Source organism: Streptomyces sp. NBC_00457, from assembly GCF_036014015.1.
Lineage (GTDB): Bacteria > Actinomycetota > Actinomycetes > Streptomycetales > Streptomycetaceae > Streptomyces.
On record NZ_CP107905.1, the window covers coordinates 5,112,347 to 5,138,072 of the forward strand.

Below are 25,726 nucleotides of genomic sequence, written 5' to 3' on the forward strand. Positions count from 1 at the left end.
CTACTGTCCTAGTCGTTTCAGAAGTCGCTAGTTACTCAGTTCTGGTCGTTTCTAGTCGTGACGAGGAGACCTCTTTTGGCCTGTGACCTGTGGCTGGTACCGCTCGTCGACGTGTTGTGCCACACGCCCGACAACCCGTTCGCCGAGGAACTCGCGCAATACAACAAGGTGCTGGCCGAGGCCGGGCTGCCCCCGGTGCCGGTGTACCAGTACATGCCGGGCCTGTCCGGCGACGTGGCCCCCGTGGCCGGCTTCGACTACGACGCGCTGCACTTCCTGCGCCGCGCATACCTGCTCCAGGTCTGCGGCCTGCCGGTGACGCCGGTCGACGCACTCGGCGGCGACTACGAACAGCTCCTGGAGATGTTCGAGACGACGGCCCAGCAGTCACACCTGGTCTGGCACTACGACCATGCGGGCGCATACGTCCCCGTGGACTTCCCGCACCCCCTCGCCAACGACGAACTCCTCGCGGGAGGCGGCCCGTTGGGCTCCTCGCAGGCCCTTCTGCGCGAGCTGGAGCTCGTAGCGCCGGTGATCGGCATCGACCCGGCCAACCCCCCGGCACCACCTCAGCCCCCACTGGCCCCCACCGAGCTGGAGGAACCCGCGGTCCCCGCCCCCTACGACCCCAGCCCCTTCGCCCGCGAGCGGCACGTCTGGCTCGGCCTGCACGCGGCGGCGACACGGAGTCTGGCGCAGGGCTCGATGATCATCTTCAGCTGAGGGCCGGCGTCACCGCGCCAGCGCGGAGAGCCCCTTCTGCAGGTCCTCGGGGTTCATCACCGGCGTGTACGTGACGTCGGCACCGAGCTCCAGGAAGAACGGCTCGGCGATCGACGGCATCTCCGAGCTGTCCTTCATGTCGAACACCAGGTAGCAGGTGCGGTGGCCGTTGTCCGTGGTGAAGTAGGCCGCCTCCGGCTTGACCTGCTCCATCGACGACTGGACCAGCTTCGACAGGGTCCCGTTCCGGATGGCCTCGTTCGACCTCTCCGTGTCGAGTCGTGCCTTGAACAGAACGCGCATCGCACTCACCTTCTTCTGAACGGCCCCCGCCTCAGAATATGCCTATATGCCGCATTCCGGGCTGCCGGGCGGATCGGCTGGGGCGGATCGGCCGGGGCGGCAGTGGTTCATACCGACCCCGGCCGGAGAGCATCAGCGCTGACGCGGCAACCTGATCGTGCGGACGAGCGGCATGTCCGCGTACAGGTCCGGGTCGACGGTCACCACGTGGCGGCCGTCCGGCCAGTCGGGCGTCGGCCTGGACAGATGAACGGCCTGACCGAGCCGCCATTCCACCCCGTCACGCAGCAGCGAGCCCACACTGCACGCACCCGGGAAGTCCAACTCGACGATCTCGACGGCAGGGAGGGCGCCGACGTGCTCGGCGAGCCCATTGCGCATACCGTCGGCGGCGGCCAGGCAGAGGGCGGGAACGTACACATGCCGCGTCGGCCCGTGCTCGGTGTTCGCCACGAACTGCGAGGCGAGCGAGTTCCCAGAACCCAGCGCCAGCAGGGCCGACTCATCGAAGACGACGCCGGTGGAACCGGCCGCCATGGCGCTCACAGGCTCTCCACCGGTCGGCCGGCCTCGAGGTCCTGCCAGACCTTCTCGACCCGGTCGTGATCCTCGTCAGTGAACGTCACGCCGAAATGCGTCTCGCAGTACGCCTTCGTCTCCTCGTACCGCTTGCGCAGCTCCTCCTTGGTGGGGGTGGCCCCCGCCAGCTCGGCGATCAGATCGCGCATGGTCATCCCACGCTCGCGAGCGAGCACCATGAGGCGGTCACGGACAGCGGGGTCGACCTTGACGGTGGTGTCAGCCATGACGGCAGTATACCTACGGTATACCGTATCGGCCCGCTCGAGCAGTGCGGTCATTTCGTTCCTTTCGGTTGGATCGCCCGGCTCTACGGATGTACGGCCGAGAGTCTGCATGGGCCTACGCAGGCACCGGACACCCACGCCGCAAACGGTCCTCCACAACCGCACGCGCCGACCGCACCGGCTCCGGCGCCCAGCCGTACACCAGCGCCGCCCGCACCTGAGCACTGCCGACGCCCCGCGCCCACCACGCCTCGACGAGCGGCGCGAGCCGCAGTGCCTCGGTGGCGTCGAGGGTGAGCCGGGAATCGATCCGCCCGAGGGAGATGAGCAGTTGCGCGGCGAGCGCGGTCTGCCTGCTCCTCCGCGCCTGCCGATCCCGGACTTTTTCGGTTTCACCCGTTGGTGGCACAACTTCGCACGGGACGTCGAACACCTCGTGAATGACGGGGAGTTGACCCGCAACCCCGCCCCCGCGCACCACCCGCCACGGATCCCGCCGTTCCTCCAGCTCACGAAGGGCGGCGGCCATACGCGCCCGCCTCTCCGGGCACTGCGCAGCAATCGCGCGCAGGGCGACGCGGGCGCCACCAGGGAGGGCCAGCAGGTACGTCAGTACGCTCACCACGCACCAGGTGATGCGCCGATCACGGAGAAGGGCGGCCAAGAGGCCTGAAATGACGCGCGCAGGCGTCGTACGATGAGTACGCATCTGGAGAGTTGGCTCCGGGTGTCGAGCCCCCGGGTGTTGGCGCACCGCGGGGGCATTTCGCTGTTGGGCGTGACTCTACGGGTACGCAGAGCGACGAACGCAAGCCGAAACCAGCTTTTCCCAGGCGGAAGTTGATGTTCTTCACCCCTCAGAGTGAAGAACGGTGCGCAGCAGGAGCGCGTGTACGAGGTGGTCGGCACCCGTCGGGCGGTATCGCCAACTCAAGGGCCAGGTCAGGCCGTTGAGGGCAGGGATCGGGATGTACTGCCGACGGCCACAAGGAACTGGACGCCTGCCTCGCGGAGTTGGACGCCGGTGGCGGGGACCCAGCTAGTCCCGGGATTCGAAGGCATCGTCCTTGGGCCGGTCAGGGATGTCCATGACCGGCCCACGAGCGGACCGACACGCGGTCTACAGGAACGAGTTGATCTCGATCGTCTCGTCGCGGCCCGGGCCCACGCCGATCGCGGAGATCGGGGCGCCGGACATGTCCTCCAGGGCCTTGACGTAGTCCTGCGCGTTCTTCGGGAGGTCGGCGAAGGTCTTGGCCTTGGAGATGTCCTCCGACCAGCCGGGCAGCATTTCGTAGACGGGCTTCGCGTGGTGGAAGTCGGACTGGGAGTACGGGAGTTCCTCGACGCGCCGGCCGTCGATCTCGTACGCCACGCAGACGGGGATCTGCTCCCAGCCGGTGAGGACGTCCAGCTTGGTGAGGAAGAAGTCCGTCAGGCCGTTGACGCGGGTGGCGTAGCGGGCGATCACCGCGTCGAACCAGCCGCAGCGGCGGTCACGGCCGGTCGTGACGCCCCGCTCGCCGCCGATGCGGCGCAGCGCCTCGCCGTCCTCGTCGAAGAGCTCGGTCGGGAACGGGCCCGCGCCGACGCGGGTCGTGTACGCCTTGAGGATGCCGATGACACGGCTGATCTTCGTCGGGCCGACGCCGGCGCCCGTGCAGGCGCCGCCCGCGGTCGGATTGGACGAGGTGACGAAGGGGTACGTGCCGTGGTCGATGTCCAGCAGCGTGCCCTGGCCGCCCTCGAAGAGGACGACCTTGTCGTCCTCCAGGGCCTGGTTGAGGACCAGGACCGTGTCGGTGACGTACGGCGCGAGCTTGTCGGCGTAGGTCAGCAGCTCCTCGACCACCTGGTCGACGGCGATCGCGCGCCGGTTGTACAGCTTGGTGAGGATCTGGTTCTTGACGTCGAGGGCCGCTTCGACCTTCTGGGTGAGGATCGACTCGTCGTAGAGGTCCTGGACGCGGATGCCGACGCGGTTGATCTTGTCGGCGTAGGTGGGGCCGATGCCGCGGCCGGTGGTGCCGATCTTCCGCTTGCCGAGGAAGCGTTCCGTCACCTTGTCGACGGTGACGTTGTACGGCGTGATGATGTGAGCGTTGCCGCTGAGCAGGAGCTTGGACGTGTCGACGCCTCGCTCGTTCAGCCCGCTCAGCTCGGAGAGCAGGACCGACGGGTCGACGACGACTCCGTTGCCGATGACCGGGGTGCACCCCGGGGACAGGATTCCGGAAGGAAGGAGGTGCAGGGCGTACTTCTGGTCGCCCACGACTACCGTGTGGCCGGCGTTGTTGCCGCCTTGGTAGCGCACTACGTAGTCGACCGACCCGCCTAGCAGGTCCGTCGCCTTTCCCTTGCCTTCGTCACCCCACTGAGCACCGAGCAGCACAAGTGCGGGCACGCGCGTACACCCCTTCCGGGCGGGGCATGTCCAAGGTCAGAGGCGTACGCGACATTGACTGTGCGTCGCACAGCCTGTTTCGTACACCGGCGACCTTCGTTGGCCGCAACCGTCGGACCGGATGCCCCGGAATAGACGAAGCCCCTGGCGCAATAGCGCAAGGGGCTCTTGCACAAAGATGCTACCCGAGGAAGCGAGGCATGACCGAGGTGGCGACTTCTCCGACGTCCGCACAGCTGCTGGTGGTGGTCGACCCGATCGCCCGTCGGACGGACGGAGAGTCCGTACGGATCGCGAAAGACGTGCTCAGCGCGGGTGCCGCGACCAAGGTGTGTCTGCCGGAGGGGCCGGAGGAATTCGCCCGGGCGCTGGCTCGGCGGGGGTCGCGGCGGCTCGTGGTCGTCGGGGACGACCGGGCGCTGCTGCGGGCGGTGTCCCTGCTGCACCGGCAGCGGGAGCTGGGCGGATGTGGGCTGTCGGTGGTTCCGGTGGGCGGTGTGCTGTCGCTGGCCCGGTCGCTCGGGGTGCCCACGGGGGCGGTGGCGGCGGCGCGGGCCGTGCTGGACGGGGCGGAGCGCCGGCTGGATCTGCTCGTCGACGACAGCGACGGGGTGGTGCTCGGCGCGCTGCGGATTCCGCCGCTGGCCCTGCGGGAGCCTCGGGATCCCCGGGGGCATTCGGCGGGGGCGTCGGCCGTGTCCTCCGTGCATCCCTGGCTGCGTACCTGCCAGTCCTTCGTACGGACCCTTGCCACCCGCCCGGGCCGGACGATCCCGTCCGCCCCCACCGCCGGGCCCGCGCGGCTGCGCGTGGAGGTCGACGGGGTCACGCTGGTGGATCTCGACCAGCCGGTGGAGGCCGTGTCCGTCATGCCGGGCCGCGTGGGTTCGGCCGAGGTGGAGGTACGGCCCGCCTCGGTGGGCGCGGAGGCGTCACCGTTGCGTGCGGTCGGGCGCGCGGTGACCGTGTCCGGGCCGGATTTCCGCTACCGGGCGGACGCGGTGGTGAGCGGCCCGGTACGGACACGGACGTGGACGGTACTGGAGGGGGCTTGGGGGCTGACGTTGCCGGTGACGGGTTGAGTCAGGCCTCGTCTTCATCCTCTTCAGGGTTCTGGAAGCCAGTGGTGTCGAGCGTGCAGTTGAACGGGGCGGGCATCGGGAGCTTCTCGCCGAACGGCCTGGTGCAGTGTGACTCGTATCCCTTGGCGGACGGCGTCCACAGGACTGTGGCCTGCTCCTCCTGCATGTCGAGGACGAGGTAGACGGGGACGCCTGCCCTGCCGTAGACGAAGACCTTGTCGGTCAGGTCATCGTCGCGGGTGGAAGTGGACGTCAGCTCAGCGACGAAAGTGAGGGCCTCGCCGTCCAGGCGGTTGCTGGTCGTCCTGAACACTGATCGGGGCGCCGCGTGGACATCCGGTCCGTATGCACGCTCATCCCCTGGGAAGACATACAGGTTGGGACCGTAGCTGATGCGGTGCCCTTCGGGGAGATACGACCGGAGCTGATCACAGACCAGTTCCATGACGTCGGTGTAGTACCCCTTCGACCACGGCGACAAGACGATTCTCCCCCTGACGATCTCGGCCTTGTAGCCGTCGGGCACGATCAGCTCGTCGAGGTCGTCCAGCAACGCCTCGAAGCTGCGGGGCTCGGTGCCGCTTATCGTCGGTCGCTCTGTCATCAACGTCATGATGCCCCCTCCCTCTGATGCAGACCAGCAGCAACTCAGCGTAGCGGTTCGACCACAGCAACGTGATCGGAGTCGTCCTTCAACCCCACCCCCGTCAGCCCCAGCTCCCGGGCCCTCCCCATCAGCCCCGCCAGCTTCCCCGCCGCCCCCTCGTAGGTCAGCCCCAGCGGTGGCCGGATGTTGGAGAGGCAGTTGCGGTCGGCGTCCGTCGTGACACCCGGCTTCGGGCGGTACGTCAGGTACGCGCCCAGGGAATCGGCCGCCGACATCCCCGGGCGTTCTCCCACCAGGACGACCACCATCGCCGCGCCGATGGCCGCCGCGATGTCGTCACCCAGGGCGACACGAGCCTGTTCGGCGAGGATGACGGGAGCGATCCGGAAGGTGGGCACACGCACCACCGTCTCCCGCACCACCGCCGCCGCGTGCTCGTGCACCGCCCGGCTGGACAGCCCGTCCGCCACGACGAACACCGCGTCCCACTCCCCCACCGGAAGGTGCGCCCGGTCCGTCGCGTCCAGCCGTCGGCCCAGGTCCGGTCGCTGGAGGTACGTCAGCCGGTCGGGGGCCGCGCTGCGCACCCGTACCGTCGCCATGCCCGGAAGCTGTGCCGCCACCGCCCCCGGGTCGAACGGCGAGTGCACCGCGTCCCGGGCCGCCGCGTGCGCGGACTGGAGTTCCAGGCGGTGGCGGGTCGGCAGTGCGGAGCCCGACCGGCCGAGGCCGATGCGGGCCTGGGTGTGGCGTCGCAGCGCCGACCACAAGGCCAAGTCGCCTGTCGGCGGCTGTATCTGACCATCCGTCATGCCGCCAGTTCCCTTCCGATGGCCGTCAGCGGGTGCCCCGTACCGGACACGTCCCGGATCGCGCCGCGTTCGTCCAGCAGACCGATCGATCCGAGCCAGGCCTCGAACTCCGGCGCCGGGCGCAGTCCCAGCACCTCACGCAGGTACAACGCGTCGTGGTACGAGGCCGACTGGTAGTTGAGCATGATGTCGTCGCCGCCGGGCGTGCAGATCACGAAGGACGCCCCGGCCACGCCCAGCATCGTGAGCATGGTCGCCACATCGTCGTCGTCCGCGTCCGCGTGGTTCGTGTAGCAGATGTCCAGACCCATCGGCAGGCCGAGCAGCTTGCCGCAGAAGTGGTCCTCCAGGGCGGCACGGAGGATCTGCCGGCCGTCGTACAGGTACTCCGGGCCGATGAAGCCGACCACCGTGTTCACCAGGAGCGGGTCGTAGCGGCGGGCCACCGCGTAGGCCCTGGCCTCCACCGTCTGCTGGTCGACACCGTGGTGCGCGTCTGCGGAGAGGGCGCTGCCCTGGCCCGTCTCGAAGTACATGACGTTCCGGCCGACCGTGCCCCGGTCCAGTGCCCGCGCCGCCTCGTGCGCCTCGTCCAGCAGGCCGAGTGTCACACCGAAGGACGCGTTCGCCGCCTGCGTCCCCGCGATGGACTGGAAGACCAGGTCGACCGGGGCGCCGCGCTCCATCAGGTCGACGCTGGTGGTGACGTGGCAGAGCACGCACGACTGGGTGGGGATGGCATACCGGCCGATCACTGAGTCGAGCAGCTCCAGCAGGTCCCGTACCGCCTTCGGGCTGTCCGTCGCGGGGTTGATGCCGATCACCGCGTCGCCGGAGCCGAGCAGCAGGCCGTCGAGGAGGGCGGCGGCGACACCGGCCGGGTCGTCGGTGGGGTGGTTGGGCTGGAGGCGGGTCGCCAGGCGTCCCGGCAGCCCGATCGTCGACCGGAACGCCGTCACCACCGTCACCTTCCTGGCCACCGCGACCAGGTCGGCGTTGCCCATGAGCTTGGACACGGCCGCGACCATCTCCGGCGTCAGCCCGGGCGCCAGCGCGGCCAGCGTCCCCGCGTCCGCCGCCTGGGACAGCAGCCACTCCCGGAACTCGCCGACCGTCAGGCCGGCCACCGGCGCGAAGGCCGCGGCGTCGTGGCCGTCCATGATCAGCCGGGTGACGTCATCGGTCTCGTACGGAATCACCGGCTCGGCGAGAAACTCCGCGAGCGGCATGTCCGCCAGCGCCCAGCGCGCCGCCACCCGCTCCTGGGCGCTCCGGGCGGCGAGACCGGCCAGCCGGTCGCCGGAGCGCTCGGGGCTCGCGGCGGCGAGGAGGCGGGCGAGGGAGTCGAAGCGGTAGCGCTCGCCGCTGAGGGTGGAGGTGTAGGCGCTCATGGCGGTCGACCGTACGAGCCACTTGTTGCCGCCAGATTTCTAAAGGTCTGATTGACAAGTATTTAACATCCCGACATCCTTGCCCGACTCATTCGAGCTGCAGAGTTCCGGTCCAGCGCACCAGCCGACCAGCAGGAGAGGGGCCAACCCGATGGCAGTGGACGAGGGAGTCGCCCCAGCGGCGAAAGCAAGCGAAGATGGCACGGTTCACCGGCTGAAGCCCAACGCCATCGGCCTGCTCGGCGTGGTCTTCATGGCCGTCGCGACCGCCGCGCCGATCACCGCGATGACGGGCAACGTGCCCTTCATGGTGTCGTCCGGCAACGGCATCGGCGCCCCGGCGAGCTACCTCGTCGCAATGGTCGTACTGGCAATCTTTTCCGTCGGCTTCACCTCGATGGCGAAGCACATCACCTCGACGGGCGCCTTCTACGGCTTCATCTCCTACGGCCTCGGACGCACCGTGGGACTGGCCTCCGGGCTCCTCGCCACCTTCGCGTACGTCGTCTTCGAGCCCGCCCTCATCGGCATCTTCTCGGTTTTCGCGACGACGACCCTGGAGGACCAGACCGGGCTGAGCATGCCGTGGTGGCTCTTCGCGGCGCTGATGCTCGGAATCAACGCAATGGGCACCTGGTTCGGTGTCTCCGTCGCCGAGAAGGTGCTCGTGGTGCTGCTGGCCACCGAGGTGACGATCCTCGCGGCCATGGCGATCTCCGTCGCCCTGCACGGCGGCGGCCCCGACGGCTTCACCTTCGGCCCCGTCAACCCGGTCAACGCCTTCCAGGGCACCAGCGCCGGGCTCGGTCTCTTCTTCGCCTTCTGGTCGTGGGTCGGCTTCGAGTCGACCGCGATGTACGGCGAGGAGTCCCGCGACCCGAAGAAGATCATCCCCAAGGCGACGATGATCTCGGTCCTCGGCGTCGGCGTCTTCTACGTCTTCGTCTCCTGGATGGCCATCACGGGCAACGGCGAGAAGGAGGCCGTGGCGGCGGCCTCGTCCGCGAATCCGCTCGCCATGTTCTTCAACCCCACCGAGCAGTACGTCGGCCACTGGGCGGTCGTCGTCATGCAGTGGCTGATGATCACCGGCTCGCTGGCCTGCGGCATGGCCTTCCACAACTGCGCCGCCCGCTACATGTACGCGCTGGGCCGCGAGGGTGTCCTGCCGTCCCTGAAGAACACCATCGGCCGCACCCACGCCCGGCACGGCTCCCCGCACATCGCGGGCCTCGTCCAGACCATCGTCAGCGCGGTGCTGATCGCCGCGTTCTGGATCGCGGGCAAAGACCCGTACGCCGGTCTGTACGTCCTTCTCGCCATCCTCGGCACGATGTCGATCCTCGTCGTGCAGGCCGTGTGTTCGTTCGCGGTGCTGGCGTACTTCCGCAAGAACCACCCCGAGAGCCGCCACTGGTTCCGCACGTTCACCGCCCCGCTCGTCGGCGGCGTCGCGATGCTCGCCGTAGTGGTGCTGCTGGTGTCCAACATGGGCGTGGCAGCCGGCACCGAGTCCGGTTCGCTGGTGCTGAAGGGGACCCCGTGGATCGTCGCGCTGATCGCGGCGGCGGGCATCGGGTACGCGCAGTACCTCAAGCGGCGGGATCCGGAGCGGTACGCGCTGCTGGGGCGGACGGTGCTGGAGGAGACAAAAGAGCGGTAGCGGGAGCCCCAAAGGGGCGCGGGGCTGTGCCGATTTGCGGCTGCCGCCGCGTGGGCGCGACCAGCCCCCACCGGCCCGCAGCGAACGAACCGCGGATCCTGCGGAGCGGCACCGCTTCGGGTCAGGCGCCGGGATCGGCAGGAGCCGGTGCGGGCTGGATCAAGGGCGGCTGGCCCGCCGGGGGGACCGGCGGCTGGAAGGCGGGCGACGGCTGTGACTCCACCAGGACCAGCGCGCTGGAGGGTACGGCCGCCCGGAGTTCGTACAGCTCCAGGATCGCGGCATACAGGTGCTCCGCACTCTCGTGCGCGTCGTACGCCTTGACCAGCCGCGCTCGCCACTCGAGGTTCTGCCAGGCGTACCGCCTGCGCAGGTTCGTCGAGTGCCGTGCGTCGGCGCGCAGGAACGTCGACCCCGCCGAGAAACCGGCCGCCAGCAGGGCGAGGACCGCCGCCGGCACGCGCGCGCCGGCGGAGGCAAGCCCGACGGAGCCCGAGATGCCGGCCAGCACGGCTCCGGGAAAGCCGAGGCCGAGGTACGTCGCATGCCACAGCTTGGCGCGGCGCTGCGCGCGCCGGGCCCCGATCCGCGCCTCGCTGATGACCTGGTCCACCTCGGCACACAGGGCTGCCAGCCGCGCGTCGGCCGAGGTGGTCGCCGCGATGGGCCCGGCACTGCTGTCCGGCACGAATCCCCCTGTCCCGCAACGGAGTTGAGCACGCACTCCGAGTGTACGAGGGGTCTGCTCGCCGGGAACAGAGGCGATCCGCGCGCTCCCGGAACTTCGGCGCGCGCGCCGTGTGTCACCCCGGGCCGAACGTCTTCTCGCGGTGCTCCCGCCAGCGTTCCATCATGCTCAGGATCTCGCCCTCGATGAACTCGAAGAAGGCCAGCGTCTCGGCCATGCGGCGGCCGGCCGGGGTGTCGGCGCCGAGGCTGTTGACGCCTTCGCGGAGGGCGCCTTCCCAGCGTTTGATGATGGCCTCGCGGTTGGTGAGGGCCTCGTACCACTGGTCCCCGTGCACCCGGTAGCGCTCCCGGCGTGAACCGGGCTCCCGCTCGCGCGACACCATGTGCGTCTGGGCCAGGTAGCGCACCGCGCCGGAGACCGCGGCGGGGCTGATCTGCAGCTGCTCGCTCAGTTCGGCGGAGGTCATCACCCCGGAGTCGGAGGACAGCAGCGCCGCGAAGACCCGGGCGGCCATGCGCTGCATCCCGGCCTCGACGAGCTGCGCCGCGAAGGACTCGACGAACTTCGACACGGCTTCCGCGTCGCGACCACCCTCCGCTGATTCCGTTGATTCCGTCATGGTCAACATCCTATCGAAGGTGATTTTAACGCTTCCTTAACTTCACAAATTTCTGAAAGAAGCGTACGTTCTGAAGCATGACGAAGGCAATCACCGTCTCCGGACTGCACAAGTCGTTCGGCAAGACCCATGCGCTCGACGGTCTCGACCTGGACGTCGAGACCGGTGAGGTCCACGGCTTCCTCGGCCCCAACGGCGCCGGCAAGTCCACCACCATCCGCGTCCTGCTCGGCCTGCTGCGCGCCGACGCGGGCGCCGCGCAGGTGCTCGGCCGTGATCCGTGGACGGACGCGGTCGAGGTGCACCGCCGGATCGCGTACGTCCCCGGCGACGTGACCCTGTGGCGCAACCTCTCCGGCGGCGAGGTCATCGACCTCTACGGCAAGCTCCGCGGAGGCCTCGACAAGAAGCGCCGCGACGGCCTGATCGAACGGTTCGAGCTGGACCCGACGAAGAAGGGACGGACGTACTCGAAGGGCAACCGGCAGAAGGTCGCCCTGGTCGCCGCGTTCGCCTCGGACGTGGACCTGCTGATCCTGGACGAGCCGACCTCGGGGCTCGACCCGCTGATGGAGGAGGTCTTCCAGCGGTGTGTGGAGGAGGAGCGGGAGCGCGGCCGGACCGTCCTGCTGTCCTCGCACATCCTGAGCGAGGTCGAGGAGTTGTGTGACCGGGTGAGCATCATCCGCAAGGGACAGACCGTGGAGAGCGGCTCGCTCGCCGATCTGCGGCATCTGACGCGGACGAGCGTGACGGCCGAACTCGCCGACGCCCCCAACGGGTTGTCCCACCTCCCCGGCGTCCACGACCTCGACGTACAGGGACGGCGGGTCAGGCTCCAGGTCGACACCGACAAGCTGGACGCCGTACTGCGCTCGCTGAGCGAGTCGGGCGTACGGTCCCTGACCTCTACACCGCCCACGCTGGAGGAACTGTTCCTCCGCCACTACCAGGAGGACGTCGCAAGTGAGGAGGCGGTGGCCCGATGACCACACTCGTGGCCGATCGCCGCCGCTACGCGCCGCGAGTCGGCGGAAAACGTCAACTGGCGGGCACCGGCGCCCTGTTGCGGTTCAACCTGCGGCGCGACCGCGTCACCGTCCCGCTCTGGGTGGCCGTGACGGCGTTGATGGTCGTCTCCATGCCGAACTCGCTCAAGACCGTCTACTCCACGCCCGCCGAACGCGCCGACATCGCCCAGCAGATGCTGACGAACAACTCGCTGCGCGCGATGTACGGCCCGGTCTTCGACGACTCGCTCGGCGGCCTCACCGCCTGGCGCATCGGCGTCTACGCGGCCGTACTCGCCGGGATCATGAGCCTGATCATCGTCGTACGGCACACCCGTGACGAGGAGGAGAGCGGGCGCCAGGAAATCGTCTCGTCGGCGATGGTGGGCCGGCGGGCCCCGCTGACGGCGGCCCTGCTGACCGCGCTCGTCGCCAACGGCGTGGTCGCGCTGCTGGTCGCGGGCGGCCTCGCCGGACAGGGCGCATCCGGGGCGCTGGCGTTCGGGCTCGGTATCGCGGGCGTCGGGATGGTGTTCGCCACGATGGCCGCGATCGTCGCGCAGCTCACCGAGAGCGGGCGGCTCGCGAAGGGGCTGACCGGCGGGCTGATCGGGGCGGCGTTCGTGCTGCGGGCGGCGGGTGACTCGGCCACGACGGACGGGTCCTCGACGCTCACCTGGATCTCCCCGATCGGCTGGCTGGAGAACCTGCGGGCCTTCGCCGACGAACGGTGGTGGGTGCTGCTGCTGTTCGCCGCCGCGACGGTGATCCAAGGGGCCGTGGCGTACGAGCTCGCCGGGCGGCGCGACGTCGGCAGCGGCTTCGTAGCGACCCGGCCCGGACCGGCCGAGGGGCGGCTGGGCACGGCGGGCGCGCTGGCCTGGCGGCTGCAGCGGGGCAGCGTGCTCGGCTGGGGACTCGGGTTCCTCACGGGCGGGGCCGCGTTCGGCGGGGTCACCAAGGGGGCGGCGGACCTGGTCGGCGACAACGACAACACCCGCGAGATCATCGAGCGGATGGGCGGCCAGTCCGACATCACGGACGCGTTCCTGTCCACCATGGTCGGCATGTTCGGCCTGGTCGCCGCGCTGTACATCGTCTCCTCCGTGCTACGCCTGCACGGCGAGGAGACCTCCCAGCGGGCCGAGCCGGTGCTGGCGGGCGCGGTCGGACGGCTGCGGTGGGCCGCCGGACATCTGGTCGTCGCGTTCGGCGGGACGGTGCTGCTGATGCTCCTGGCCGGGGTGGGCCTCGGCCTCGGCTACGGCGGCGAGTTCGGCCCGATCCTCGGGGCCTGTCTGGTCCAGGTACCGGCCGTCTGGGCACTGGGCGGACTGACGGTCCTGCTGTACGGGCTGTCCCCGCAGGTCGCTCCGGCCGCGTGGGGTGCGGCGGGCGTCGTGCTCTTCCTGGGGTGGATCGGACCCGCACTGGATCTGCCGCAGACGGTGCTGGACATCTCGCCGTTCGGTCATCTGCCGAAGCTGCCGGGTGGGGAGATGGCTTGGGGGCCGGTGGGGGTCCTTATGGGGATCGCAGGGGTGTTGGTGGCTGCGGGGCTGGTGGGGCTGCGGAGGCGGGATATGAGTACGTGACGGTGGGAGTCAGTCGACGTACTGCTTGAGCTTCTCGGTGTCGAGTTCGATGCCGAGAGGCTCGGGCAGTACAAGCGTGTCCCCGAAAGGTACGGTGCGGCAGTTACCGTACCCGAGCTCAGGCGCCGGATCGCTGTAGAGCTTTACAGCGCACGCGTCCCGGTCGATCAACAGGTAGAACGGAATGCCCGCGGCACCGTAGGCATCGGGCTTCTCCTGGCGGTCGCGCCGGTCGGTGTCGGAGTCGTACGACGTGACCTCCAGCACCAGGAGCACACCGCTCGGATCAGCCCACTCACCATGCCCGGCGAAGTGCTCCTCGGGCACCAGCACCGCATCAGGACGAGCCCGTCCCTCACGGTACTTCTCCACCCTCAGCCCTCGGCCCTGGTACAGGTCGAGGTCAGGCCGGACCTGCATACACCGCTTGCTCAGCCACACGACAATGGTGTCGTGATCCCCGTCCGCCACCTTCTTGACCCCGATCCGTCCGTTGATGAACTCCAACCTGACGGCGTCGTCGGTCTCCTTGGCCGCGAACGCGGCGATCCTCTCGAACTCGCGAACCGACATCTGGGGCGTCTGCAACGCGCGCTCTGCCATAACCGTCATGGTGCCTCCCTTCGCAGGCAGACACCAGCGTGACCGCTGACTCCCGACCGCCGACCGGCTTTACTCGATGATCATCCGAACGGGTGATCAGCCGATTTCCACGCTCAACCCCTCCAACCCCCGGATCACAAAGTTCGGCTTCCGCTCCGGCTCCGCCGCGAGGCGCAGCGTCGGCGCCTTCTCCAGCAGTGCCGTCATGGATGCGGCCAGTTCGATACGGGCCAGGGGCGCGCCGATGCAGTAGTGGATGCCGGCGCTGAAGGAGATGTGGGGGTTGTCCTGGCGGGTGAGGTCGAGGCGGCCTGGGTTCCGGAACACCTCGGGGTCGTGGTTGGCGGAGCCGAAGAGCATGGCGATCTCCGCGCCCCTGGGGATCGTCGTGCCGTCGATCTCGATCTCGTCCAGGACCCAGCGTTCGAAGAGCTGGAGCGGGGTGTCGTAGCGCATCAGTTCTTCGATGGCCGTCGGGACGAGGGAGTGGTCGGCTCGGAGGGCCGCGAGCTGGCCGGGGTTGCGGAAGAGGGCCCACCAGCCGTTGACCGTGGCGTTCACCGTCGCCTCGTGGCCGGCGTTCAGGAGGAGGACGGCGGTCGAGATCATCTCCTGTTCGGTGAGCCGGTCGCCCTCGTCGTGGGCCTCGATGAGGCCGGAGATGAGGTCGTCGCGGGGCTCCTTGCGGCGGGCCGCGATCAGTTCGCGCAGGTACTCCGTGAACTCGACCGACGCCCGCACCGCCTTCGCCGCCGTCTCCTGGGACGGGTTCAGCTCGTACATTCCGCAGATGTCCGCCGACCAGGGGCGCAACGGGGCGCGGTCCGACTCCGGGATGCCCAGCATCTCGGCGATGACAGCCACGGGGAGCGGCTCGGCCACATCCGCGAGCAGATCACCGCCGCCGCGCTCCACCAGCGCGTCGACCAACTCCCCGGCGAGGTTGGCCACATACGGCTTGAGCTGCTCGACCGTACGCGGCGTGAACGCCTTCGACACCAGGCGCCGGATCCGGGTGTGGTCCGGGGGTTCGAGGTCCAGCATGCCGTGGTCGTTCAGCACATGGAACGGCTCGTGCTCCGGCGGCGGCGCCGTCCTCCCGAAGTCCTCGTGCGTGAAGCGGTGCTGATACGTGCGGCCCAGCCGCCGGTCCCGCAGCAGCGCCGAGACGTCCGCGTGGTGCGGGACCAGCCACTGGTCGGTGGGCTCGTAACGGATCACCCGGCCCCGCGCACGCAGCTCGGCGTAGGCGGGGTACGGGTCGGCTAGGAACGCCGGGTCCCATGGGTCGAAGGCGAGGTCGGAAGCAGCTGGCATGAGCGGACGCTAAGCGCTTCGCGGGACGGGCCGCAACAGGCCGGTCTTTGTCTGCGGGTCCGTTGTGGCTGGTCGCGCCCACGCGGCGGAGCCGCATATCGATACAGCCCCGCGCCCCTTCGGGGGCGCCTCTCCTTCGGGGCGCCTCTTACTGAGCGCCGAAATCCGGGAGGGTGACCGTGCCGTCTTCGGCCAAGGGGAAACCGGGGTTGTGGGCGACTTCCCAGGCGTGGCCGTCCGGGTCGGTGAAGGCGCCGGAGTAGAAGCCGATGGGGTTCACGGCGGCGGGCTTGGTGACCGTGCCGCCGGATCGCTCCACGACCCCGAGCAGCGTGTCGACCTCCGCGTCGGAGCGGACGTTGTGCGCGAGCGCGATGCCGCCGAATCCGGTGCTCGGCGCCGGCTCCAACCCGCAGTCCCGCGCCAGTTTGTCCCGGCCCCACAGGACCAGCCCGAGGCCGCCGGCCTGGAAGAAGACCGTCTCCTCGACCTCTTGGCCCCGCCAGCCCAGCGCCTCGTAGAAGGCCTTGGCCCGGGCGAGATCGGAAACACCCAGCGTGATCAACGTGATGCGCTGTTCCATGCCCTCACGGTACGTTCAGCCGGCCAAGGGTGCCCGCAGTCTCTCTCGATGCGCTCGGGCGGTGACGATCAGCCCGTCCAGTGCGTCACGGGTGCGGGCGAGGTCCGCGATGTGCTCGGAGAGCCGGTCGCGCTCCTGGGCCATCCGCTCCAGTGCGGCGTCGGAGTTCTCCTCGCTGGGCGCGTAGCGGCAGGGCAGCAGTTCGGCGATGGTGCGGCTGGACAGGCCCGCCGCGTACAACCGCTGGATGAACATGACCCGATCGACGTGATCCTCGGTGTAGTGCCGCTGCCCGCTGGGGCTGCGGACGCTGGCGAGCAGTCCCTGTTCTTCGTAGTACCGCAGGGACCGGACGCTGACTCCGGCCCGTGACGCGAGCTCCCCGATGCGCATGCCGTCCTCCCGGCTGTGACCTGCGACACAGCCCTTGCCTCTCACATGGATGTGAGGTTTTAGCGTAACTGCCGTGCCCGAGACCCGGGTACCGCAGATCACGATGGAGTCCTGACGTGACGACCCTTTTCGACAGCCATCAGCTCGGTGACCTGACGTTGCCCAACCGGGTGGTGATGGCCCCGATGACGCGGGTCCGCGCCGCTGCCGGCGGTCTGGCGACGCCCTCGATGGCGTCCTACTACGCCCAGCGTGCGACGGCCGGGCTGATCGTGACCGAGGGCGTGCAGCCGAGCCTGATCGGACAGTCCAATCCGGGCACCCCGGGACTGCACACCGATGAACAGGTCACCGCGTGGCGCCAGGTGACCGCCGCCGTGCACGCAAACGGCGGACGGCTCTTCGCCCAGCTCATGCACGGCGGACGGGTCTCCCATCCCGACACCACCGGGATGCAGCCCGTCGGGCCCTCGGCCGTCCCCGCCGTCGGCGACGTGTTCACCCCGACCGGGCCGCAGCCCGCACCGATGCCGCGTGCCTTGACGACCGCCGAGGTGCCCGAGCACGCCCAGTCGTACGCCCAGGCCGCTCGCCGCGCCATCGACGCCGGCTTCGACGGCGTCGAGCTGCACGGCGCCAACGGCTACCTGATCTCGCAGTTCCTCTCCACCAACGCCAACCTGCGCACGGACCGCTACGGAGGTTCGACGGCGAACCGGATCCGGTTCGCCGTCGAGGCCGTATCGGCGACCGTCGAGGCCGTCGGCGCGGCCAGGACCGGCATCCGCCTCTCCCCGGGCGGGACCTTCTGGGGAGTCGAGGAGACCGATGTCGCCGATCTCTACGCCGAGTTGCTGCCCGAGTTGGCCCGCCTGGAGCTGGCCTACATCCATCTCGAGGCCACCGCCGATGAAGACGTACTGGTCGCACTGCGCCGCGCGTGGCCCGGCACCCTCATCATGAATCCGGTGCTTCCGATGGGACCGAAGCAGACCGGCCGGGCCGAGGCCGACCACTGGCTCGGGCTGGGAGCCGAACTCATCAGCTTCGGCCGCGCTTTCATCGCCAACCCCGACCTGGTCGAACGGCTCCGCACCGGACTCCCGATCGCCCCCGTCGACGAGGCCACCTACTACCAGGGCGGTGACTCGGGATACCTGACCTACCCGACGTATCAGCACGCGGCCTGACGCCAGCCCGCGCCGACCAGGCGCTGTGCTGAAACTCCGGCGTTTCGTCTGCGGGTCCGTCGTGGCTAACCACGCCCCGACTTCGCCGGCCCCGCCTGGCCCGGACGTCACCAACCGCGCCTCATAAGCGAACACCCTCGCAAGCAACTGCCGTGCACGGGTGACGCCAGACCGTCGGCTCCCTGTCCAACCAGGGATTTCTCCTGTGCGGCCGAGGTCAGCCACGGACACCTGTTGCCGCGACGAGCTCGCGTACGCCGCTCACCCGCGGGTCCGAGACCCCCGGGGCTACGTCACGCACGACGTGTGGGACGGGGAGATCCAGCTCCTGATGCGGGACCACCCGGTGGACGAGGTGTTGGCCAACCGGCTGTTCGGCGCCGCGAACTCGTACCTGATCACCGCGATGGAGAAATGGGGCCAAGGCCTCGAGATGTGCTGCGGCCGCCTGGTCGAGCTGGCAGTCCACGCCTTCATCCTGGACACGAAGAACTACCGCGAGTCCTGCGCGGCTCACTTCGGCGGCCGATTCCTGGAACACATCCGGGAGAACGAGTTCAAGTACGACGGCTCGGTGGAACGCACCGCGCAGATCACCGCCGACGCCGGCTTCCACGTGGACTGGAAGCTCTTAGAACGGGACTACGGCAAGTGCGGGCCATGCAGTCCGGGGCGAACTGGAAGGGAGCACCGATACGGTGTCCAGCCCGACGGACACCGGTCAGTCCGCCCTCCCGAGGAGTCGAATGCCCCACGCTCCCAAGACACCGGCCGAATACTGGGACAGGTACAAGCCCTACAAGGCGAGGGCACACAACCGGGCCCGCAGGCCGACCGGTTCGACTGGACCCAGCACCCCGCGCACGGCCCCGGCTCCGAGGTCCTCGGCCTCCCCCGCCGCGCGCTGGAACTGGGACCGGCGGAGGGCAAGGAAGCGACCCATCTGGCCCGGCAGGGCGTCGAGGTGACCGGCGTCGCCTTCTCCCCGGTCCAAGTCGCCCGCGCCTGATGGGAGGACACTCCCGGGCTGTCCTTCATAGAGGCAGAGGCCTGCGCCTACCTGTCATCGTCGTCCGTAGAGTTCGATCCCCCGCGTCTTCGAGCGACTGTCCCCTGGCGGGGTCTTCGCCTTCTCACACGCCGAACCGGTCACTGGTTCATACGGACCTCAGCAGATGCGGGCAAGTGACTCGAAGGCCGAGAGCGCGAACTGACCGTCCTTCACTGGCAGTACGCCCCCGAGATGTGGGCGGACATCCTCAAGCGGTACGGCTTCACCGGCATCGACGCGCATGTGCTCGCCGCACCCGTGCCGGGAAATCTGGGCACGCTCATGGTGCGGGCTTACACGCCTTGAGGTGCTCGATGAGGACGGTGAAGGAGGCCGTGGGGAAAGAGAGGGTGGCTCGGGTGGGGGCCTTGGAGTCGCGGATGGCTATGCGGGGGTGCAGCTCCGCGATCTCGACGCAAGTGTCGCCCTCGCCACCATCGGAGTACGTGGACTTACGCCAGTTCATCACAGCTCCTTCGACAGACGATGGATGAAGTCGCGCGACGCCATGGGGTCCAGCGACGCACTCTCCACCCTACGAATCAACGCCCGTAGTCGGTCCAACTGGGATTCGGCATCGACGAACGCGACCCCGCTGGGCGAGTCTCGTAGCACAGTGTCCAGTTGGTGCACGGAGCCTCCCACGTACAACATCGAAGCCCCGGAACCGGCAAAGCCGTCTTGCTCGGTGGGAATGACACGCACCGTGGCAAGCCCCTGCTCCACCAAGTCCAGGATCTGTCGGAGCTGGGCACGCGAGGACTCCCGGTCGGAGACGCGCAGCCGCAGTGCCACTTCGTGGATGATCGCCTCGTACGGCGTAGGGGATTCTCCCTCGACCACGGCACGACGTCGCATCCGGTACTCCACCTTGATGTCCACCTCGTCGTCGGGCAGCCCAGGGTTCATATAGGCGAATACCGCACGGGCGTAGTCCGGCGTCTGAAGGAGCCCGGGGATGCGGGTGATGACGATGTCTCGCAGGTACGTGGCGTGGTGTTCCGCCTCGGCCACGTCCAGGTTTACCTGGGGCAAAACTCCTCGGTACTCCTCCCACCAGCCACGCGTGCGATCGATTGCCATGGCCACGAGCGCCTCGATCAACGCCTCGTCCGCACACGCATAGTTGACTGCGAGGCGGCGCACGCGTTTGGCGCTCACGCCTACCGTGCCGGACTCGATCTGACTCATCTGGACGGCGTCGGCCTCAAGCAGCTCTGCCGCCTCCTTGGCCGTCATGCCCGTTGCCTCGCGAAGTTTTCGCAGCTCGGCACCCAACCTCACTCTTCGGGCCGTGAGATCCCTCTTCGGCGGCAACCGATGCCTCCTCGCTCCAACTCCCCCGTGGATGTCCCTCGTTCGAGCGCCAGAATACGGCAGCAGGTTGCACTTTCCTAAGTCTAGGAAATACCGTCAGTGTCGCGACGCACACGCTGCGACACTCCGGGACCCCGGAAGCGCACCGCCCCGTCCTGCCATGACGGCCGCGGCACTGCCACCGCCCGGCGGACCACAACCCCCCATCAGCCGAACGGAGTTCACGCATGCCCGAAAGCGAGCCATGGGAGTACTCCCTCTACATCCCCAACGACCCACGCGCCGTCACCGTCTGTCGCCGCACCCTCCGCCTGATCCTGACCCTGCACGGCTTGATCACCATCGTCGACACAGCGGAGCTCCTCGCAGCGGAGCTGGTTTCCAATGCCGTGCGCCACACAAAGGGCCCCGCTGCACTACGGGTACGGTGGTCGGCCGGCGTTCTGCGGATCGGCGCGTGGGACGCAGACCCGGAACCGCCGGATTTCCCGGATGAATTGCGGGACCTCACCACCACGGAGGACGGCCGAGGCCTCGTCCTCGTGAAGTCCTGCTCCACCCTCTGGGGGTGGCAGCCCCTGTCCAGATTCGGCAACCGGGGTAAGTACGTGTGGTGTGAGCTCGCGACGGCTTGATTCCGCCGTGAGCAGACTGCCCGTCGGTCTCACCGGCTCTGCACCCACCAGACGAACGCGGCGACGGCTGCACCGCCCAGGGCAGTGCTGACACCGCGGACGACCCCGAACAGGGCGGTCCGCCCCAGCCGCTGGGCGGTGTGCCTGCTTCGAGTCCTGTTGCTCACGTGAACCCCCTGACGTGATGCGCGGGGCAGCGACGTCACGCTGCTTGTTGCCCATTGGAGGGGTGCTCGCCTGTCGGTGCCACAGATCTCGTGACGATCCGGATTCCGGACTCATACACTCGGTCCCGAGTCGGAACTTCCGACTCGGAAGCAGTGGGGTGGGGCACCGTATGGCGTCACCAACGATGAGAGCCTTCTCCGACTTATGGGATGCCGCGCGAACTCGCCAAGCCGCTGCAGGAAGCAGGGTGACCCTGCTCCGAGTTCAGCAGGAGACCGGAGTGCCAGTAACCACATTGAGTGACTGGCGTACTGGCCATCACGCCCCGCGTGACGCCGACCGCTTCCTCGATGTCGTGCGCCTCCTGTGCCATTGGGCCGAGCTACCTTCTCCGAATGTTCGTGAGTGGATCCAGCTTGTCGAGACGACAAGCGGCACCGGCGCGAGCAAGTCCGCACCAGCCACTCCTGACAGCGCTCAGTGGACCACTTCCATCGTCGGCCTCGGAGATCGACTTTCGATCGGCTTCTCTGCGTCGCATGTGGAAGTCGACGCCTTGTGTCTGACCGGCCAATCACTGGCCCTGGCTGCAGCCAGACCGGTTCAGGACATACACGCGGGAAAAATTCGCCCCGCGAGAGTTTCCGTTCGGGTTCTGGTGCCGAGTCGGGACATAGCCCTGGCCTTCCCGGTTTCAGTGAAAGCAGATGATGCCGACGGCGACCTACTGCATCAACGATGGCTGATGCGACGCAACACCCATGCACAGTCGCTCAGAACGGCACTACTCTCGCTTCGCTCCACCCACGACATTGACGTGGACGTCGCCTTTCGCGCCGTCCCCTTCACGCCGATGGCGGAGCTCTATCTGATCAATGGATCTGAAGCACTCTTCTCCTACTGCATGGCCACGCGCCGCGAAGAAGTCATCGACGACCAGCCACAGGATTTCTTTGACGCAATGACAGAGCTGTCGCTACAGAGACGATTCACTTCGGATGCAACTGAATCAACCGACACGACTTTCGTCGAGCAGTCCCATCTCTGGTTCAACTCCATCTGGGAAACAGTGTCCACGGACGTCCAGTACAACCTGTGACCAGCTCGGTGGCTCTTTCAGATGAGTCAGGAGGTGCCGGCGCGTACGGCGGTCGTCGCCAGGGTGGTGTAGACCATTGTGAAGCGACCGCCTATCGAGTCGATGGCGGCCCCGACCGCGTCAAGGATGTCGGCTGTCTTGTCGGGAGGTAGTTGGGTGAGACCGCCGGTGGTGGGAAGCAGCTCCAGCCATTGGTCGCGCGTGTAGGGCCGTTCCCAGTCGAATCGCCACTGTTCGGGGTCGTTGAAGCGTTCGGTCTGACGGATCGCGTCGGCGAACTTCGCGTACCCCGCTTGGTACATGTCCAGTGGACGTCGGGCCTGTTGACTGCTGAACGGCGAGTCCGGCACCACCCGCCGGTAGGCGGCGGCGAACGGTTCGGCCACCTCGGCGGGCGGTTCGTACACGTGCCCGAAGATCGCCAGACGCCCGTCCGGACGCAGCACCTGGGCGGCCTTGACTGCGCCGACGACCGGGTCCACCCAGTGCCAGGACTGGGCCGCGATTACCGTGTCGAACGTCCGGCCGGCCGACTCCCAGGCTGCCAACGTCGCCACCTCGACCTGTAGGCCGTGGGCTCGCGCGAACTTGGCCATCCGCGCATCCGGTTCGACGCCGAGCACGGCGCAGCCGGCGGCCTGGAACTGGCGGGCTGCGATGCCGGTGCCACAACCCACGTCGAGCACCTCAGGCCCTGGGCTCCCGGCGACGATCCGCGTCACCAATGCGTCTGGGTAGTCGGGCCGGGCCTGGTCGTAACGTTGCGGGTCCGTACCGAACGACTCGGCCATCTGCCGGGCCTGGTGTAGCTCCGCTCGGGACGGTTCTGGTTGCTCTCGCGGTAAAGTGGGCATGCGCCCACTTTAGTGGGCGCATGCCCACTGGGCAACGGATGCCAGCAGACTGATGCACGAGAGGATCTGTGAGTGCCAACCGGGATACACCTTCGCGACGCGCGGCAGCAGCTGTTCGACGCCGCCGAACGCGTGCTGCTGCGGGACGGGCCAGATGCGCTGACCAGCCGGGCCGTCACCGACGAGGCAGGCTGCGCCAAAGGCGTCCTGCACCGGCACTTCAGCGACTTCGACGCCTTCCTCACCGACCTCGTGCTCGACCGAACCGCGCAGCTCGAGACGCACGCGAGTGCGCTGCGCGAGTCCGCCGGCACCGGCACGGTGGCCGACAACCTCACCACCGCGCTGACCACCCTGTTCGGACCGGTTCCGGTGGCGATCATCCCGCTCATCACCTTCCGGGACGAGCTGCGCGCACGGCTGCGACAAGCCAGGCCCGGAGGCGGCATCGCGATCCTCGCCCAGGCCACGACCGCGATCTCCGCCTACCTGGCCGACGAGCGTGAACTGGGCCGCATCGCGGCCGACGCCGACATCGACTCGCTCACCCTCTCCCTGGTCGGTGGCGGGCATCTCCTGTTCGCCGACCGCGATCCCAGCCCGCCGACCACGGCAACCGTCAACAAGCTCGTGACAACGGTGCTCGCCGACGTTGTCCAACGGCGGCCACGCTGACGGTCGAGTACGCAGGGCCTGCACACGTCCGGGCGCACCAAGCCGTCGTACTTCAAGCCTGCGCCGCACGCACGGACAGACGCGCGCCGGTTCAACGGCCCTGTTGCGGTCACTAACCCGGCGTCACCAGCCGTGCCTCGTACGCGAAGACCGCCGCCTGCGTGCGGTCCCTGAGGCCGAGCTTTACCAGGATCCGGCTGACGTGGGTCTTGATGGTCGACTCCGCCACCACCAGGCGCTCGGCGATCTCCGCGTTCGACAGGCCCTGCGCGATCAGGACCAGGACCTCCGTCTCCCGTTCGGTCAGTTCGCCGTACGCCGCGTGGGCGGTGGACATGGCGCGCGGGGCCTCGGACAGTTTGGAGAACTCGGTGATCAGGCGCTTGGTGACGGAGGGGGCGAGGAGGGCCTCACCGGACGCCACCACCCGTACGCCGTCGGCGAGTTGGCGGGCCGAGGCGTCCTTGAGGAGGAAGCCGGAGGCTCCTGCCCGCAGCGCCTGGTAGACGTATTCGTCCAGGTCGAAGGTGGTCAGCACCAGCACCTTCGCCGCGTCGTCCGCCGCGACGATCTCCCGGGTCGCCTCGATGCCGTTCAGCTCGGGCATGCGGATGTCCATCAGCACGACGTCCGGGGACAGTTCGCGGACGCGGTCCACCGCCTCCCGGCCGTTGACGGCCTCGCCGACGACCTCGATGTCCGGCATCGCGTTCAGCAGGACCGAGAAGCCCTCGCGGACCATCATCTGGTCGTCCGCGATCAGCACGCGGATGGTCATGCGTCACCTTCGATCACCGCGGTGACCGGCAGGAACACCGACACCTCATAGCCGCCGTCGTCCGTGCCGCTCGCCGTCATCTCGCCGTTCAGCATGGAGACACGCTCCCGCATACCGGTGATGCCGTGGCCGGCGCCGGGTGAGGGCTTGACGAGGGCGAGGGCCGGCGGGGGGCCGTTGACTATGCGCAGACCCAGGCCACCGAGGACGTAGGCGATCTCTACGCGGGCGCTCGCGCCGGGTGCGTGTCTGAGTGAGTTGCTCAGTGCCTCCTGGACTATTCGGTACGCCGACAGCTCGACGCCCTGCGGGAGTTCGCGCACCGCGCCGATCACCGTCTTCTCCACGCTCAGGCCCGTGTCCCGCACGTTCGCCAGCAGTGCGTCGAGGTCGCCGAGGGTGGGCTGCGGGGCGTCCGGGGCCTCGTAGCCCTCTGCCCGGACGACGCCCAGGACGCGGCGGAGTTCGGTGAGGGCCGCCACCGCGTTCTCCCTGATGGTGGCGAAGGCGCGCTCCAGCTCCGGCGGCGGGTTCTCCACCCGGTAGGGGGCGGCCTCCGCCTGGATGGCGACGACCGACATGTGGTGGGCGACCACGTCGTGCAGCTCGCGGGCGATCGTCGTGCGCTCCTCCAGCAGCGTGCGCTTGGAGCGCTCGTGCGCGGTCACCGTCTGCTGGGCGGTCACCTCCTGACGGGCCTCACGGCGGATGTGCCAGACGGTGACGCCCAGCAGGAGCAGGGCGGTGAAGAACAGCATCGGCATGAGGTCCGAGCCGCTGTATCCGTATGGCCCGCCGCCGACGCTCTCCGCCATCAGCCCGTACAGCGCGGTCAGCACCCACATCCAGGCGGCCGTACGCGGCCGGGTGCGCAACGCGACGACGTACAGCACCACCACATGGCAGATGAAGCTGCCGGGCTGCCACGGCCAGCCGTCACCGGTCTGGCCGAGCACGGCGGTGACGGGGGTCACGGCCATGGACAGCCAGAACGCGCCGACCGGCCGGGCCATGGTCAGCAGGACCGGGGCCAGCACGCACAGGCCGACGAGCGGGTTGCTGTCGGCCGTGCCGACGAGCATTGCGATCAGCCCGGCGCCGGTGATCAGGGTGTGCGGCAGCCAGCCCGCGTACTCCCGCATACGGCCGGGCAGCCGCCGGACGATCGGGCCGCCCTCGCTCCTGCGGGGCAGTGGGCGGTAGGCGAACGCGTCGTGGATCAGGTCCTGGCGCAGCCCGCGCAGAGCGTCCACGGCCAGTCGGAACTCCGGGCTGCGGGCCTTGTACGCATCGAACTCGCCGCCCGGCGGCGTCGGTGTCTGGGTCGTCTCGGTCACGTATAAGACGGTAGAGG

General features: G+C 68.6%; 30 protein-coding genes. 10 read left to right on the plus strand and 20 right to left on the minus strand.

Going from position 1 to position 25,726, the window contains the following annotated elements:
- Positions 1-75 precede the first annotated feature (75 nt).
- Positions 76-726: a hypothetical protein gene (locus OG828_RS23175; protein WP_328359982.1), complete on the plus strand. Its 651-nt coding sequence runs from the start codon at positions 76-78 to the stop codon at positions 724-726.
- 9 nt (positions 727-735) lie between these two features.
- Here the strand turns inward: OG828_RS23175 and OG828_RS23180 are convergent, their stop codons facing one another.
- The 5 genes from OG828_RS23180 to OG828_RS23200 all read right to left on the minus strand — a co-directional run bounded on the left by OG828_RS23180 (position 736) and on the right by OG828_RS23200 (position 4,239).
- On the minus strand, positions 736-1,029 hold the full coding sequence (locus tag OG828_RS23180) for a DUF3303 family protein (protein WP_328359985.1): 294 nt from the start codon (positions 1,027-1,029) through the stop codon (positions 736-738).
- Between the two features lie 132 nt (positions 1,030-1,161).
- On the minus strand, positions 1,162-1,566 hold the full coding sequence (locus tag OG828_RS23185; RefSeq protein WP_328504920.1) for a hypothetical protein: 405 nt from the start codon (positions 1,564-1,566) through the stop codon (positions 1,162-1,164).
- 5 nt (positions 1,567-1,571) lie between these two features.
- Complete coding sequence (locus tag OG828_RS23190; protein ID WP_230396234.1) at positions 1,572-1,835, minus strand: hypothetical protein; 264 nt, start codon at positions 1,833-1,835, stop codon at positions 1,572-1,574.
- A 115-nt stretch (positions 1,836-1,950) separates the two neighbouring features.
- Positions 1,951-2,460, minus strand: coding sequence for a hypothetical protein (locus tag OG828_RS23195; protein WP_328502199.1), 510 nt, complete (start codon positions 2,458-2,460; stop codon positions 1,951-1,953).
- A 495-nt stretch (positions 2,461-2,955) separates the two neighbouring features.
- A complete protein-coding gene (locus OG828_RS23200; RefSeq protein ID WP_328439453.1) occupies positions 2,956-4,239 on the minus strand; it encodes an adenylosuccinate synthase in 1,284 nt (427 codons plus the stop codon).
- 200 nt (positions 4,240-4,439) lie between these two features.
- On the opposite strand from OG828_RS23200, the gene OG828_RS23205 reads away from it, so the two are divergent.
- Complete coding sequence (locus tag OG828_RS23205; protein WP_328502200.1) at positions 4,440-5,321, plus strand: diacylglycerol kinase family protein; 882 nt, start codon at positions 4,440-4,442, stop codon at positions 5,319-5,321.
- Between the two features lies 1 nt (position 5,322).
- Here OG828_RS23205 and OG828_RS23210 read toward each other — a convergent pair whose 3' ends face one another.
- The 3 genes from OG828_RS23210 to OG828_RS23220 are packed head-to-tail and all read right to left on the minus strand — an operon-like array spanning position 5,323 to position 8,131.
- The gene (locus OG828_RS23210; protein ID WP_328502201.1) at positions 5,323-5,934 is read right to left on the minus strand and encodes a Uma2 family endonuclease; all 612 of its coding nucleotides are present in this window, start codon (positions 5,932-5,934) and stop codon (positions 5,323-5,325) included.
- 35 nt (positions 5,935-5,969) lie between these two features.
- On the minus strand, positions 5,970-6,740 hold the full coding sequence (gene eutC, locus OG828_RS23215) for an ethanolamine ammonia-lyase subunit EutC (protein ID WP_328502202.1): 771 nt from the start codon (positions 6,738-6,740) through the stop codon (positions 5,970-5,972).
- Entirely contained in the window at positions 6,737-8,131 is a 1,395-nt protein-coding gene (locus tag OG828_RS23220; RefSeq protein WP_328502203.1) for an ethanolamine ammonia-lyase subunit EutB, read from the minus strand. Before OG828_RS23220 ends, eutC begins: the two co-directional genes overlap by 4 nt.
- A 151-nt stretch (positions 8,132-8,282) precedes the next feature.
- Between OG828_RS23220 and OG828_RS23225 the strand changes: the two genes are divergently transcribed.
- Complete coding sequence (locus OG828_RS23225) at positions 8,283-9,794, plus strand: APC family permease (protein WP_328360002.1); 1,512 nt, start codon at positions 8,283-8,285, stop codon at positions 9,792-9,794.
- Between the two features lie 121 nt (positions 9,795-9,915).
- Here OG828_RS23225 and OG828_RS23230 read toward each other — a convergent pair whose 3' ends face one another.
- Both OG828_RS23230 and OG828_RS23235 read right to left on the minus strand, forming a co-directional pair.
- A complete protein-coding gene (locus OG828_RS23230) occupies positions 9,916-10,482 on the minus strand; it encodes a hypothetical protein (RefSeq protein WP_328502204.1) in 567 nt (188 codons plus the stop codon).
- 115 nt (positions 10,483-10,597) lie between these two features.
- Positions 10,598-11,104 (minus strand): GbsR/MarR family transcriptional regulator, encoded by a 507-nt coding sequence (locus tag OG828_RS23235; RefSeq protein ID WP_328502205.1) that lies wholly within the window; start codon positions 11,102-11,104, stop codon positions 10,598-10,600.
- A gap of 77 nt (positions 11,105-11,181) precedes the next feature.
- Here OG828_RS23235 and OG828_RS23240 point away from each other — a divergent pair, with 77 nt between their 5' ends.
- Complete coding sequence (locus OG828_RS23240; RefSeq protein ID WP_328360011.1) at positions 11,182-12,093, plus strand: ABC transporter ATP-binding protein; 912 nt, start codon at positions 11,182-11,184, stop codon at positions 12,091-12,093.
- The gene (locus OG828_RS23245; protein ID WP_328502206.1) at positions 12,090-13,709 is read left to right on the plus strand and encodes an ABC transporter permease; all 1,620 of its coding nucleotides are present in this window, start codon (positions 12,090-12,092) and stop codon (positions 13,707-13,709) included. The genes OG828_RS23240 and OG828_RS23245 overlap by 4 nt, the downstream gene beginning before the upstream one ends.
- 9 nt (positions 13,710-13,718) lie before the next feature.
- Here OG828_RS23245 and OG828_RS23250 read toward each other — a convergent pair whose 3' ends face one another.
- The 4 genes from OG828_RS23250 to OG828_RS23265 all read right to left on the minus strand — a co-directional run bounded on the left by OG828_RS23250 (position 13,719) and on the right by OG828_RS23265 (position 16,605).
- Entirely contained in the window at positions 13,719-14,321 is a 603-nt protein-coding gene (locus OG828_RS23250; protein ID WP_328360017.1) for a Uma2 family endonuclease, read from the minus strand.
- An 87-nt stretch (positions 14,322-14,408) separates the two neighbouring features.
- Positions 14,409-15,629 (minus strand): cytochrome P450, encoded by a 1,221-nt coding sequence (locus OG828_RS23255; RefSeq protein WP_328502207.1) that lies wholly within the window; start codon positions 15,627-15,629, stop codon positions 14,409-14,411.
- A 148-nt stretch (positions 15,630-15,777) separates the two neighbouring features.
- Complete coding sequence (locus OG828_RS23260; RefSeq protein ID WP_328502208.1) at positions 15,778-16,212, minus strand: VOC family protein; 435 nt, start codon at positions 16,210-16,212, stop codon at positions 15,778-15,780.
- A 15-nt stretch (positions 16,213-16,227) separates the two neighbouring features.
- Positions 16,228-16,605, minus strand: coding sequence for a MerR family transcriptional regulator (locus tag OG828_RS23265; protein WP_328439464.1), 378 nt, complete (start codon positions 16,603-16,605; stop codon positions 16,228-16,230).
- A 116-nt stretch (positions 16,606-16,721) separates the two neighbouring features.
- Here OG828_RS23265 and OG828_RS23270 point away from each other — a divergent pair, with 116 nt between their 5' ends.
- Together OG828_RS23270 and OG828_RS23275 are read left to right on the plus strand one after the other, a co-directional pair.
- Entirely contained in the window at positions 16,722-17,795 is a 1,074-nt protein-coding gene (locus OG828_RS23270) for an alkene reductase (protein WP_328502209.1), read from the plus strand.
- A 205-nt stretch (positions 17,796-18,000) separates the two neighbouring features.
- Positions 18,001-18,804: a hypothetical protein gene (locus OG828_RS23275; protein WP_328439466.1), complete on the plus strand. Its 804-nt coding sequence runs from the start codon at positions 18,001-18,003 to the stop codon at positions 18,802-18,804.
- A gap of 322 nt (positions 18,805-19,126) precedes the next feature.
- Here the strand turns inward: OG828_RS23275 and OG828_RS23280 are convergent, their stop codons facing one another.
- The gene (locus OG828_RS23280; RefSeq protein WP_328439467.1) at positions 19,127-19,312 is read right to left on the minus strand and encodes a DUF397 domain-containing protein; all 186 of its coding nucleotides are present in this window, start codon (positions 19,310-19,312) and stop codon (positions 19,127-19,129) included.
- Complete coding sequence (locus OG828_RS23285) at positions 19,312-20,085, minus strand: DUF5753 domain-containing protein (RefSeq protein WP_443060172.1); 774 nt, start codon at positions 20,083-20,085, stop codon at positions 19,312-19,314. The genes OG828_RS23280 and OG828_RS23285 overlap by 1 nt, the downstream gene beginning before the upstream one ends.
- Before the next feature lie 305 nt (positions 20,086-20,390).
- On the opposite strand from OG828_RS23285, the gene OG828_RS23290 reads away from it, so the two are divergent.
- Entirely contained in the window at positions 20,391-20,798 is a 408-nt protein-coding gene (locus tag OG828_RS23290; protein ID WP_328439469.1) for an ATP-binding protein, read from the plus strand.
- A gap of 29 nt (positions 20,799-20,827) precedes the next feature.
- Here the strand turns inward: OG828_RS23290 and OG828_RS23295 are convergent, their stop codons facing one another.
- On the minus strand, positions 20,828-20,965 hold the full coding sequence (locus OG828_RS23295) for a hypothetical protein (RefSeq protein ID WP_328439470.1): 138 nt from the start codon (positions 20,963-20,965) through the stop codon (positions 20,828-20,830).
- Positions 20,966-21,213: 248 nt separating this feature from the next.
- On the opposite strand from OG828_RS23295, the gene OG828_RS23300 reads away from it, so the two are divergent.
- Entirely contained in the window at positions 21,214-22,065 is an 852-nt protein-coding gene (locus tag OG828_RS23300; protein WP_328439471.1) for a GntR family transcriptional regulator, read from the plus strand.
- A 26-nt stretch (positions 22,066-22,091) separates the two neighbouring features.
- On the opposite strand, the gene OG828_RS23305 is transcribed toward OG828_RS23300, so the two are convergent.
- Positions 22,092-22,919, minus strand: a complete 828-nt coding sequence (locus tag OG828_RS23305) for a class I SAM-dependent methyltransferase (RefSeq protein ID WP_328502210.1) — start codon at positions 22,917-22,919, stop codon at positions 22,092-22,094.
- Positions 22,920-22,991: 72 nt separating this feature from the next.
- Between OG828_RS23305 and OG828_RS23310 the strand changes: the two genes are divergently transcribed.
- Positions 22,992-23,594, plus strand: a complete 603-nt coding sequence (locus tag OG828_RS23310; protein ID WP_328439473.1) for a TetR/AcrR family transcriptional regulator — start codon at positions 22,992-22,994, stop codon at positions 23,592-23,594.
- A gap of 112 nt (positions 23,595-23,706) precedes the next feature.
- On the opposite strand, the gene OG828_RS23315 is transcribed toward OG828_RS23310, so the two are convergent.
- Together OG828_RS23315 and OG828_RS23320 are read right to left on the minus strand one after the other, a co-directional pair.
- Entirely contained in the window at positions 23,707-24,372 is a 666-nt protein-coding gene (locus OG828_RS23315; protein ID WP_210580566.1) for a response regulator, read from the minus strand.
- A complete protein-coding gene (locus OG828_RS23320; RefSeq protein WP_328502211.1) occupies positions 24,369-25,709 on the minus strand; it encodes a sensor histidine kinase in 1,341 nt (446 codons plus the stop codon). The genes OG828_RS23315 and OG828_RS23320 overlap by 4 nt, the downstream gene beginning before the upstream one ends.
- Positions 25,710-25,726 lie beyond the last annotated feature (17 nt).